9 protein-coding genes are annotated in these 12,475 nt (G+C 69.2%); all 9 read right to left on the reverse strand.

Going from position 1 to position 12,475, the window contains the following annotated elements; translation table 11 throughout:
- Positions 1 to 6 precede the first annotated feature (6 nt).
- From GXP74_RS02165 to GXP74_RS02205, 9 genes are read right to left on the reverse strand one after another with little or no spacing between them, the layout of a single operon-like run.
- On the reverse strand, positions 7 to 1,335 hold the full coding sequence (locus tag GXP74_RS02165) for an acyl-CoA dehydrogenase family protein (RefSeq protein WP_370468364.1): 1,329 nt from the start codon (positions 1,333 to 1,335) through the stop codon (positions 7 to 9).
- Positions 1,251 to 2,942, reverse strand: a complete 1,692-nt coding sequence (locus GXP74_RS02170; protein ID WP_182449715.1) for an AMP-binding protein — start codon at positions 2,940 to 2,942, stop codon at positions 1,251 to 1,253. The genes GXP74_RS02165 and GXP74_RS02170 overlap by 85 nt, the downstream gene beginning before the upstream one ends.
- A complete protein-coding gene (locus GXP74_RS02175) occupies positions 2,942 to 3,898 on the reverse strand; it encodes a ferritin-like domain-containing protein (protein WP_182449716.1) in 957 nt (318 codons plus the stop codon). Before GXP74_RS02175 ends, GXP74_RS02170 begins: the two co-directional genes overlap by 1 nt.
- Positions 3,891 to 7,607, reverse strand: a complete 3,717-nt coding sequence (locus GXP74_RS02180) for an ABC transporter ATP-binding protein (protein WP_370468526.1) — start codon at positions 7,605 to 7,607, stop codon at positions 3,891 to 3,893. The genes GXP74_RS02175 and GXP74_RS02180 overlap by 8 nt, the downstream gene beginning before the upstream one ends.
- 53 nt (positions 7,608 to 7,660) lie before the next feature.
- A complete protein-coding gene (locus GXP74_RS02185) occupies positions 7,661 to 9,061 on the reverse strand; it encodes a condensation domain-containing protein (RefSeq protein ID WP_182449717.1) in 1,401 nt (466 codons plus the stop codon).
- A gap of 48 nt (positions 9,062 to 9,109) precedes the next feature.
- Entirely contained in the window at positions 9,110 to 10,162 is a 1,053-nt protein-coding gene (locus GXP74_RS02190; protein ID WP_182449718.1) for a sulfotransferase, read from the reverse strand.
- Positions 10,155 to 10,748, reverse strand: a complete 594-nt coding sequence (locus GXP74_RS02195; protein ID WP_182449719.1) for a 3-isopropylmalate dehydratase — start codon at positions 10,746 to 10,748, stop codon at positions 10,155 to 10,157. The genes GXP74_RS02190 and GXP74_RS02195 overlap by 8 nt, the downstream gene beginning before the upstream one ends.
- Before the next feature lie 20 nt (positions 10,749 to 10,768).
- Positions 10,769 to 12,022 carry an aconitase/3-isopropylmalate dehydratase large subunit family protein gene (locus GXP74_RS02200; protein WP_182449720.1) on the reverse strand — a complete coding sequence of 418 codons (1,254 nt, stop codon included), beginning with the start codon at positions 12,020 to 12,022 and terminating at the stop codon, positions 10,769 to 10,771.
- Entirely contained in the window at positions 12,013 to 12,462 is a 450-nt protein-coding gene (locus GXP74_RS02205) for an NUDIX hydrolase (RefSeq protein WP_182449721.1), read from the reverse strand. Before GXP74_RS02205 ends, GXP74_RS02200 begins: the two co-directional genes overlap by 10 nt.
- Positions 12,463 to 12,475 lie beyond the last annotated feature (13 nt).

Raw genomic sequence — 12,475 nt, forward strand, 5'->3', positions numbered from 1 at the left:
AGGTCGTCACTTTCGCATCGTCGGTTCACTGGGGGAAAGGTCGCTCTGGTCCTGCGCCTCCTGCGGTCCCTCACCCATTGCCAGGTCGTCCAGCAGGAGGTTCATCTCTGGGTCGGCCATGTCCAGGCTGGCGGAGATGATCTCGCGCATCATCTCGTCGGTGCCGCCTCCGATCCGGGTCAGCCGCATGTCCCGGTAGAGCCGTTCGACAGGGTAGGCATCGGTGTAGCCCCGCGCTCCGAGGACCTGCAGGGCCACGTCGACCGCGGCCGCGCAGTTCCGCGAACCCACCAACTTGGCCGCCGCTACAAGGTGGTGGGTCGGCTGCCCGCCACGGGCCGGGCGGCACGCGATGTCCAACAATGCCGCTGAGGCCTCGACACCGGACCAGGCGTCGGCCAACTGGTGCCGCAGAGCCTGGTGGTCGTAGAGCCTCTTGCCGAACTGGGTACGCCTGCGCATGTGCGCCGCCGCCAGGCGCAGCGCGTGGCGGGCGCCGGCAACAAGGCCGCTGACTGCGGCGATCCGCTCGAAGTCCAGAACCTTGAGCAGGGTCAGCAGGCCGGTGCCCGGACGGCCGACCACGTCCTCGATGCCGAGTCGCACGTCCAGTTCCAGCCCGCCGGTGTCAGCCGAGCGCACTCCGAGCGTCGTGAAGAAACCCGCTATCCTCACCCCCGGCCGGTCCAGGGGGACCAGGAACAGCGTGCAGGCGTTGCTCGCAGCCCCGGTCCTGGCGACGACCAGGGCGTGGGTGGCCCGGCCAACGTTGGTGGTGTAACGCTTCGTGCCGGTGAGGTGCCAACCGTCCGTGGTGCGCACCGCCTGGGTCGACATCCCCGCCACATCCGAGCCGCCACCGGGCTCGGTGATCGCAGCGCACCCGATCGCGATGCCGTCCAAGGCCTGCTCCAGTGTGTCGCCGTGGCGGTCGCCGTAGCCGTGCAAGACATGCACGAAGACCTCGCTGTGCAGGGACACCGCCAGCGCCGCACCGCCGTTGTGCACGGCAAGCTCCTCAGTCAGCACGCGGGCCAACGGCAGCCCCGGCGCGGCTCCGTGCTGCCAGCGCTCGCGGAACACCCCGGCCGCGCCTAGCGCCCGGAAGAACTCCCTGGGGATGTGGCCCTCCTGCTCCCACTCCCCCATCTGCGGGATGTACGGACGTACGACCCTGGCCACGCGGGCCCGGAACGCTTCGACCACGTCCGCCGGAACCCCTGGTCGGGCCGGGATAGGTTTCAGGGGGCTCAACGTGACTCCAGGTGTGCTCGCACGGACGGGGAGGACCAGACGGCCTGCCGGGCGGTCTCCGGCGAGACCAGGGACTGCCACGCGCTGCGCCGCCTGGGTTTGCCGCTGCTCGTCCGCTGGATCTCGGCAGGCCGGACCGAGAGCACCATCACGTCGATGCCCGGGTAGGCCTCGGTCACGGTGCGACCGATCGTCTCCGCCTGCCCGACCAGCGGCGTGTTCACCAGGACGACCGCCGTGCCGTGCCCGAGCAGCGAGCCGAGGAGTACCACCGGCCGCTGCCCGGACCCGATGGACCTGGCCAGGAGCTCTTCGATGTCCTCGGCGAACAACCAGCGGCCCAGCAACTTGACCCCGTCGCCGAACCTGCCGATGACGAACAGCTCCCCGTCGAGGAGGAACCCCGCGTCCCCTGTGCGCAGCACGCCGTGGAAATCCACCGTGCCCTCCGCGCTCCCTCCGACGGCGGTCAGATACCCCTGGGCCACCGAGTCCCCCCTGACCTCGATCTCTCCGACCACGCCCGCTGCGACCGGCTTGCCCTCGTCGTCAATGACGGCCAACTGGACGCCTGGCACGGGCCGCCCACAACCGACGACACTGATGCCGACGCCCTCCTCGGTCAGGACCGGGGTGCTCCCAGGCTGGAGCGAGCCCGGTACCACCTCCACGGTGCGGACTTCGTCGTCCGGACTGGACCCGGTGACCGCCAGGGTCGCCTCGGCCATGCCGTAGGCGGGGAGCAGTGCCTTCGACCGAAAACCGAATGGCCCGAGCAGCCGGTTCCAGGCGTCCAGCACCTGGCTGTCCACCCGCTCCGCACCGACAACCAGTCCCCGCCAGCCGGAGAAATCCAGACCGGTCAGGTCCTTGGGCCGGACCCTCCGCAGCACCTGCGCCAACCCGAAGCTCGGTGAGATACCGATAGTCGCGCCCTCAGCGCCGAAGCAGCGCAGCCAGCGGGACGGAGAGCGGATGAACTGCTCGGGACGGGACATCAGAACATCGACTCCGAGGCTGGCCGGAGCGACCAGGCCGCCAACCAGGCCCATGTCGTGATGGAGCGGCAGCCAGGTGGCGAGGGCGTCCCGCTCCACGTTGACCTGGAGCCAGTCGACGAAGGCGGCGATGTTGCTCTCGACAGCGGCGCGCGGTACCCGCACTGCGCGTGGGGCGCCCGAGGAGCCGGAGCTGAACTGCAGGAAGGCGTTGACCGCCGACACCGGCGACCCAGCCAGTTCCTCGCCGCCGTCGGCCGCCGCGGCGACCAGCGGACAGGCGGCGGCCTGAAGCAGGCCGCCGACGGCCTCCCCGCTGTCGGGGTCGGCGACGGCGGCCTTGGGGCGGGCCACCTCCAGGACCCGTGCTATGTGGGCCTGGTACTCCGCCAGGTCGCGGGACCTGCCGTGAGGCGTGAGCGGCACGGGGACCGCGCCGAGCAGCATGCTGCCGAAGAAGGCGGCTACGAATTCGGGGCCGTTGGGCAGGATGACCAGTACTGGGTCGTCAGCGACCACTCCGGCGGCGCGGAGCCGCGAGGCGGAGCGCCGCGCGGAGGCAGCGAGCTCCTGGTAGGACTGGAACACCCAGGCGCCGTCGGTGCCGGAGAAGCGGATCCCGCGGTCGGTCGCCGGCGAGTCCAGCCAACCGAGCAGCGAGTATCCGGTGCTGCTGAGAGATGCGCTCACTACGTGCCCACCTTTCTGAGCAAGGAGAGCTGGTCCAGGTGCGCCCGTACACCGGGCGTGAGCAGGCCCAGGCGGCCGAGACTAGAGACGACCTTGGAGAACAGCAGTCGGCGGAATTGGCGCATGAGCGGGTCCTCAGCCGCGAAGGCGGTGCCTGCCGCGAGGTCGATGCCCATCCGGTCCCAGATCTCCGGAAGCAGGAACCGGCGGGACATCAGCAGTGCCGCCTCCTTGGTGAACTCCTCGCGCTCCGCTCGCTCCGCGCTGCTGAGCTGGTCGTAGTACCCCTCCAACGCGACCATCCCGAAGGCCACATGCCGGGCCTCGTCCCTGGCCACGTATTCGGTGATCTGCAGGATGACCGGATCGGAGAAGCTCGCATTGCCGAGCCTGAACGCGGCGAGGGCCAAGCCCTCGACGATGATCTGCATGCCCAGGTAGATCATGTCCCAGCGGCTCTCGGACATGATGTTCGACAGCAGTGACTTCAGCCCTGAGTTGATGGCGTAAGAGGAGCCGAGCTTGTCCAGGTATCTCGCGTAGGCCTCGACATGCCTCGCCTCGTCCACCACCTGGGTCGCCGCGTAGAACTTCGACTCCAGATCGGGGACGGTCTCGACCAGCCGCGCGGTGGCAGTGAGGGCGCCCTGCTCCCCATGTAGGAACTGGCTGGTCATCCAGGACTGGAACTCCCAGCGGAACTGGTTCCAGAGGTGGGGCGGCACCGGGCTTTGCGCCGACCTGCGGAACGGGAGTCCGGCACCATCTACCGAATCCGGCAGCGGGGCTCCGAACTCCAGCTCCGGTGACCAGTCGATGTCGGTGGCGGCGTTCCATTGGGATGCCTTCCCCTTTTCGTACAGTCTGCTGAGGCGGTCGTCCTTTCTGCTGTAGTCCCAGGTCAGCCTCGCGGCGACTGTCGCATCGACTGTTAGTCCGGCCGCGGTGTCAGCCACAGGGCTCCTTCGAAATGGAAATGGTCGGCGTGGGCGGCCGCATTGCAGCTGGGGAACCTGCCGAGGCCTGGTCGGTTGCGGCCCACAAACGCGCGTACGGCCCGTCGGCCTCCAAGAGCTCCTGGTGGCAGCCGTCCTCGACGATGAGTCCGCCTTCCAGGACCAGCACCCGGTCCGCGCGGGCCGCGGTCTGCAGGCGGTGCGTGACGATGAGGGTCGTACGTCGCCGGGTGAGCGCCTCAGTTGCGGCAGTCACCTTGGCCTCCGTCGCCGGGTCGAGGGCGGCGGCGGCCTCGTCGAGCAGCAGGATGTCCGGGTCGACCAGCTGGGCCCGGGCCAGGGCGAGGAGCTGCCGCTGGCCTGCCGAGAGGTTGCGGCCTTGGGCCGTCAGGGCGTGGCCGTAGCCGCCCTTGAGCGCCGTGATCATCACATCGGCGCCTACCGCACGCGCTGCCGCCTCGACCTCCACGTCGGACGCCGAGGGACGGCCGTAGGCGATCGCCTCCCGGACCGTGCCCGCGAAGAGGTACGCCTCCTGCGGCACCAGTCCCAGCCGCCGCCGGTACGCCGTCAGGTCGTACGCGCGGATATCGGTGCCGTCCACCAGGACCGCACCGTCGGTCGCGTCGTAGAACCGGGCAAGCAGTTTCACCAGGGTGGACTTGCCGGCGCCGCTCTCCCCGACGAGGGCCACGGTCTGCCCGGCCGGGATCTGGATCGAGACGCCAGCGAGCGCCTCGGGGGCGTCGTCGGCGTACCGGAACCGAACGTCTTCCAGCTCGATGGCCCCGGAGAGGGCCGGCACCGGAAGCGCGTCGGGAGACTGCACGGTGCGGACCGGGGTCCGCAGCAGCGCCGCGATCCGCTCGAGGCCTACAGCGGCCTGTTGATATCCGTCGAAGACCTGCGAGATCTGGGTGAGCGGTGCGGAGAAGAGATCCAGGTACAGGAGGAAGGCGATCAGCGCGCCGCCGGTCAGCGCGCCGGATCCCACCTGTGCCGCTCCGACGAGCAGGACCAGGGCGGCAGCGATGTCCACCAGCGCCGTAACGAAGGGGAAGTAGAGCGCAATGTACTTCTGGGCCTGCAGGCGGGCGCTGCGGTACTCGCCGCTGCGCTCGGTGAACCGTCGGGCGTTGCGCCCCTCCCTCCGGTACGCCTGGGTGACGCGCAGCCCCGCCATACTTTCCTGCAGGTCGGCGTTGACCACGCTGACCTTCTCTCGGGCGGTCCGGTACGCCTTGGCGGACTTAGCCCTGAAAACCACGGTTGCGACGACGAAGAACGGCAGTACTGATAGCACCACCATCCCGAGCCGGACGTCGATCAGTACGAGCGCGATCAGCACACCCGGCAGCGTCAACGCACTGACCACCATGGTCACCAGGCCCGACTGCAGGAAGGTGGACAGCGAGTCCACATCGGTCGTCAGCCGACTCATGATACGTCCCGAGCTTTCCCGATCGTAAAAGTCGAGCCCGAGGCGCTGCAGGTGCGCGAACACCCGGAGCCGCAGGCTGTAGAGCATCCGCTCCCCGGTGCGGCCGAGGACGCGGGTCTCCGCGATGCCAACCGCCCAGTCCGCGACGACGATGGCCACGCCGATCAGCGAGACCGAGACGATGACCCCGAACGTCCTGGTCTGCACGCCCTGGTCGATGCCGCGTCGAACCAGCGCGGGTAGGGCCAGGCCAGCCGCCGTGTCGAGGGTCACCAGAAGCAGGCACAGCCCCAGCACTGCGCGGAACGGGCGGAGCAGGACCCGCAGCCCGAAGGCGGCCTCCGTGGTATCGGCCCCGGCGGCGAGCAGGCGTGGCAGATCGGTTCCGTCGGGCGTGCTGTGCCCAGCGGCCTTCGGGCGGGGGCCGTGCGCGACCGGCGCCGGGTTACCGGCGGCCGGGGGCCGTGCGCCGCGCGCGCGGCCGCCCGCGGGAGACTGACGGAGATCTCCTGCCTCGACTCCCTCAGCGTCCTCCCCCGGGCCGGACAGCAACTGCCGGTAGAGCGCACACCGCTCGCTGAGTTCCTCGTGCGTGCCGAGGTCCACCACGCTGCCCCCGCCGAGCACCGCGATCCGGTCAGCGAGGGCCAGGGTGGACCTGCGGCGGGCGATCAGCAGAGTGGCCCGGTCCGCGATCACCCTGCGCAGCGTCGCGTGGATCTCGGCCTCCACCCCGGCATCCATCGCGGACGTGGCATCGTCGAGGAGCAGGATGGGCGGATCGGTGAGCAGCGCCCGTGCGAGCGCGATGCGCTGGCGTTGGCCGCCCGACAGGGTGAGCCCTCCCTCACCTACGACCGTGTCGTAGCCGTTCGGCAGCTCCTCGATGAAGCGGTGCGCCTCCGCCGCCCTCGCGGCGGCCACCACTTGGGCGTGCGAGGCGCTGGGCCAGCCGTAGGCGATGTTGGCCCGGATCGTCTCCGAGAACAGGAAGTCGCCCTCCCCGACCAGGCCGATCGCCGCTCGCACCGAGTCGAGCGTCAGGTCGCGCACATCGTGTCCGCCGATGCGGACGGAACCTGCGGTGGCGTCGTAGAAGCGCGGCAGCAGAAGGGAGATGGTGGACTTGCCGCAGCCGGAGGCACCGACGACGGCCAGCGTCTCGCCCCGTCGCACCTGTAGCGAGAGGCCGTTCAGCACAGGCTGGGACGGCACATATCCGAACACCACGTCCCGCAGTTCCAGGTCCCACGCCTCGGTCAACGTCTCCGCGTCGGGGCTCTCCAGCACGACGGGCTTGGCGTCGATGACCTCGAACACCCGGATCACGCTGACCCGGGCCTGCTGACCGAGGGTCAGGAAGCCTGCCAGCATCCGCACCGGACCGGCGATCTGGATCAGAAAGGCAGAGAAGGCGAGAAAGGTGCCCAGGCTGATCTCGCCCCGCGCCGCGAGCCATCCGCCCAGGGCCAGCACCCCCATCTGGCCCAGCGCCGGGATCGCCTCCAGCGCGGGGGTGAAGCGCGCGTTGATCCGCACCGCCGACAGCCTGGCGGCCATCAGGTTTCGTCCGGCCCGCTCGAACTTCTCCAGTTCCTGGAGCTCCTGCCCGAACCCCTTGACCACCCGCACACCGGTGACGGCCGCTTCCACCACACCGGCGACGGCGGCGGCTCCTTGCTGTGCTTCCCGCGTGGCCGGGAGGAGCTTCCTGCGGGACAGCGTGGCCACCGTCAGCAGCCCCGGCCCGACCACGAGGGCAACCAGACTGAGCAGCGGTGACAGGAACAGCATGAAGGTCCAGGACAGCACGAGCAGCAGCAGATTGCCCGTCAGGATGGGCAGCATCGCCACCAACCCCTGCACCACGGTGAGGTCGTTGGTGGACCGGCTGACGATCTGTCCCGCCTGGATCTCGTCCTGTCCGGCGCCGTCGAGCTGCGAGAGGGCCTCGAACAGCCGGGTGCGCAGATCGTGCTGCACATCGAGCGCGAGCCGGCCTCCTGAGTACCGACGCAGCGAGGTGGCGGCGAAGTTCACGGTGGCCAGGGCGATCAGCACAAGCCCCCAGTCCGTCAGCGACCCTCGGTGCGACAAGACGGTGTCGTCGATGACGGTGCGCTGGACCAGGGGCGTCACGGCGCTGACGGCCATGCCGACGAGCGACCCAGTGAACGCGGCCGCCATGGTCCGCGGATGCCTCGCGCAGTGGCGGACGAGGCGCCGCAGCCACTGCTCGGAGCTGGCCTGCTCGTTTGCCGCGGGGATCCCGGCCCTGCAGCTTTGGGAGGCCACGCCGACAGCAGGGCTGGCGGTTCCGGTCACTGCTCCCCTCCTCCGGACAGGCGCGGCAGCGGCGATGCGAGGCCCCGGACCGGACGGGTGGAGATGTCCGTCGCGTTGAGCAGCAGTCGGCCGAACCGCGTGGTGATGCGTTCCATCATGGCCTCGGGGAAGCGCCCCTCCTCGTAAACGACTTGGACGTCGACCTCGCCGGAGCTACTGACGACGCGGACCTCCAGGCGGCCGCGTGGACCGACCCCGCCCAGTTCCGGCTCCTTCCGCAGGTTGGCGTCATTCACCACCGTGACGCCGTCTAGATCCCACTCCCTGGTCGCGGACTCCTGGTGCCGAACCAGGATGCTGGGCGCGTGGACCCGCCCGTCCAACCCCTCGGGTGACAGTGACTGGCGGACGAGCCGCCCCGGCACGCGCGCGAGCCTGATCGCGTCGAGCCAGGACGTGTGACCATGTGACAGGACGTCGAGCAGGCTGTCGTCCGGATGCACCGCAAGCGGGACGACGACGGTGTTGGAGAGCCATCCGACGACGTTCTCCAGGTCGGGATCCTGGCGGTTGGCCGTGTGGCTGATCACAGGCACAGCGTCGGTGGGGAGTTCAAGTCGCACCACGGCGGCGAACAGGGCGGAGACCAGCATCAGGTCGGTGAGCCGGGTGCCGCTGGCGCGCCTGAGCAGGCGCAGGTTTTTCCGTTCGACCGGCAGGGTCGTGACGCGGGTCCGGCCCACCGGGAAGTCGCTGAGCGGGGCGGCGACCGGCAGGTCGAGGTGGCCGTAGGGGCTGACGCCGGAGAGGAGGGCGGCCAACTCGGACAGCTCCCGGGCGAAGGTGCCATCCATGAGGCTTCTGCGCTCCGCTGCGGCCATGGCTGCGGGTTCGCTCGTCGCGGGCAGCGCCGGGGAGTCGCCCCTGGCAGCTGCCTGGTAGCTCTGGAAGAAGTGCCTGGCGACCACCCGCATGGACCACTCGTCTGCCGCCAGGTGGTCCACGACCAGCACCACCTTGTGCTGGTCCTGGGCGGTGCGCAGCAGCAGCGCGCGGATGAGCGGCTTTCCGGCGCCGATGTCGAACGGTGGTGCGACAAAGGACTTGACGAGCTCTTCGGTCCGGGACGTGGTCAGCGCGTCGTTGGTGCCGCTGGTCTCTGTGCTGACGGACACCCCGCTGTCGCAGAGCTCGGGGGTGCAGGGCAGCACGCGCTGCCGCCACTCACTGTCCTCCTGGTAGAAATTTGTGCGCAGCGCGGGATGGGCCTCGATCAACGCACCGACGGCGGCTTGGAACGACGCCTCGTCGACGAGGCCGAGCAGGGTGAAGGTCAGGCTCAGGTTGGCCTGACGAACCCTGCTCGGGTCCGCCAGGAGTCGGGCCTCCTGTGCGAGGGAGACGGGCGCGGAGGCCGAGTCGGGAGGAGCGGTCATGGAAACCCCAGAGAGCGGTTGTTCCGGGCAGGGAGGTGTCGTCGGCGGTCAGGAGGAAGGGCCGGGTTCACCGGCCGCGATGGTGAGCCCCAGCAGACGGGGGATGGCCCCCCGGGTCACCAGGGACTGTGACGACCTCCGGTGGCGGTCCTCCCCGTAGCGGCGGCGGCGGGTGTCGACGCGGTCCAGCAGGTTCTGCTCCGAGGTGAGGCGCAGCTGGCGGGTCACTGTCGTCGCCGCAGTCAGCGGGACTCCGTCGCGCTCCAGACGCAGGCGCAGCCGGCCCACTTGGTCGTCGAGGCGCAGCAGCGCCCCGCGGAGGCGGAGGTCCGGTCGCGGCTCGGTCGCGGGCCGGTAGCCTTCCACTGCCAGGGCGGGCCCCAGTCGGCGCTCGACCAGCGAGATGTCGAGTGGGCTCATGGTGGAGCGCCACGCGTCGGCACGTTCCGGGTACGTCGTCACGGGCTCGGCCAACTCTCCTTCCGCTCCGGCAAAGCCGAGGATTCTGCCGACCGTGCCGACGGGGTCGACGACGAGGTCCTCGTAGCGGATGACCAGGAGGTCAACGGGATCGATGAGCGTCGCGAGCCGCTCGCGCTGGCGTAGGCACAGCATCCACTGTTCGGCGGCGCACCAGGCGTTCGCCGCCCATCCCCGCTGCATCGCCGAGTTGACGACGGCACGCGGGTCGCGGTTCAGGTAGACGTAGCGCGCCTTCGGCCACAGCCTTGGTAGTTGGTCGAAGTCCTGGTGGACAGTCGCCCCGACCACCCGCGCGTCGGCGTCACGGCGCATTGACTGGTCTATGAAGGATCGGACCGTGTCGGGGAAGTCCAGTTCCTCGGGGAACACATTGCCGTGCTGGAGGTAGCGTCGCGACCGGAGCAACTGGCGCCGGTAGGGTTCCAGTTGCGGCCAGCGCTCCGAGCCAGCCACGGCCATCAGCCGGGCGGCGATGTCGATTTCTGTATGGCGTGGCAGGCAGACCTGTGGATGACCACCCACCAGCTCTCGCAGCAGGGTCGACCCGCTGCGCTGGGGGCCGATCAGGAACACTGGACGCTCGGCACCCCCGGCAGGGGAAAGGGCCTGCTCAGTCATGGTATTCATCCTTCGTGTCGGGAACCGTCCGCCCGGCGCGCGGGTCGAAGCCAGCCCGGACGAGTGCGACGAACGGGTCAAAACCGCCAGCCAAAAGTATCTGCATCGGTGGACTGTCGAGTGGCATCGGCTCGCTGCGCAGTGTTCGCTCCGTGGTCTCGTTGCCGACCGTCCCGGCGACGACGTCCAGGACGAGCCTGTCTCCCTCGGAGACGAGGTCCGATACACCCGGACAGTCCATCACCGGGAGCGCCGCGTTGACGGCGTTGCGGAAGAAGGCCCGGGAGACGGAGTCGGCGACCACCGCGCCGATGCCGAGCTTCCGCAGCAGTTGGGCGCCGTTCCGCCCGGACCCACAGCCGAAGTTTCGACCGGCCACGATAAGGTCGCCCGGCTCGACCAGCATGGCCCAGCCGGGTCGCACCGCCTCGAAGCACCAGAGATGGGCTGGGCGTCCCTCGTCGTTCCCCGCCAGCACCTGTGCTCCGGGCATCATCAGATCAGTGCTGATGTGATCCCCGAAACACCACGCTCGACCCGCCCTGATCAGACTGTCCTGCCGGTCCTGCGGCAGCCGTGTGCTCACTCTCGTCCTCACTGCTCTGCTCACATGAAGTTACGGGGATCCGCGATGTACCCGGCGACCGCCGAGGCCGCCACGACGGCCGGGTTCGCCAGGTAGACGAAGGCTTTGGAGCTGCCCTGACGGCCCTGGAAGTTCCGGTTGGTAGAGGAGATGGTCACCTCTCCGTCACCCATCACCCCCATGTGGCCGCCGAAGCACGGCCCGCAGGTGGAGTGCTCGATGTTCGCCCCGGCCTCGGCGAAGTCCTCCCACAGCCCGGCCAGCAGCACCTCCTTCCACACGTGCTGCGAGGCCGGGCTGCAAAGCAGGCGTACATCCGGGTGGACCCGGCGTCCGCGCAAGATCCGTGCAGCGATCGCGTAGTCCTCCAGCCGCCCATTGGTGCACGACCCGATGAACGCCTGGTCGACGCTTATGCGCTCGGACTCGATCTCGGAGATGGTGGACACATTGCCCGGATCGTGCGGGCGGGCGACCAGCGGTTCCAATGAGTTCACATCGACGGTGAGAATGCGCTCGTACGAGGCGTCGGCGTCCGGGCTGACGGGCGTGAACTCACGGTCGATCCGGCCGCCGAGGAACTCCGCTGTCTTCTCGTCGTACTCGAAGAGGCAGAACTTGGCACCCAGTTCGACGCCCATGTTGGCGATGGTCCACCGGCTGCTGAGGCTCATCTGCGTGACGGCCGGGCCGCTCACCTCCAGGGAGCGGTAGAGGGCTACATCGGTCCCATACCGGCCGGCGAGGTGAAGCGCGACATCCTTGCCAAATACGACCGGCGATGGCGGCCAGTCGCCCTCCAGGACGACCTTGATGCTGGGCGGTACCCTGAACCAGTTCATGCCGAAGATGTGAGCGAAGGCGGCGTCCGCGTTGGCACTGGTCACCGCCGCATTGAAGACCCCGCCACTGGTCGCGTGGGAGTCACGCATCGCGACTAGCTCCCCGGGCGCGAACATGCCGTTCTCGGCGAAGACCTGATGCAGGATGCCGTGGCGCCCGTACTCGAAGTAGTTCCGTACCCCCAGCTCCTTGGCTGCCTGACGGCGGCGGACCATGAAGTTCGCCCGTGCCACGGTCGGCGGAGGAGCCAGGTGGTCCTCCACATAGTAGGTGCGCTCGGGATTGTGCAGTTCGGTCACACCCAGCCGGTCGAACACGTCCAACGGCAGCCCAGAGGCAGCGTCGACATCGCACCAGAGGTACTCGCCGGGAGAGACCTCGGATCGGCTGGCATGGCGGGCGAGGATCTTCTCGGCCATGGTCATACCCATCCGGTGGCACCCGCCCTCTCCGGCCGCAGTCCCTGCTCCAGGTAGACGCCCAACAACGGGTCGACGGCGGAGGTCACCCGGACTGCGAGGCCGCCTGGAAGGTACCGGGCGAGGTCTTCGGGTGCCACGAAGCACCAGGTGCTGAGTTCGTCAGGAGGGAGCCGCAGTTCTGCGGCGGCCTCCTCGGGCAGGATGCCCCCGTCGAAGACAAACACCACGATCTCTTCCTTCCCGGGGCATGGGCCCCGCCAGTCGAGGGCGATCAACTCACCTATCGGGGCCGAGACTCCCAGCTCCTCCCGGATCTCCCGGGCGCAGCACATGAGCGGCGACTCGTCCGCCTCTACGACACCGCCGGGGATCTCCCACCCCTCCTTGTATATTGGCTTCACCAGCAGAATCCATCCCCGGTGATCGCGGATGACGGCCCCCGCTGCCATTCGTTTAGCGGGC

It is taken from the genome of Streptacidiphilus sp. P02-A3a (genome assembly GCF_014084105.1).
Lineage (GTDB): Bacteria > Actinomycetota > Actinomycetes > Streptomycetales > Streptomycetaceae > Streptacidiphilus.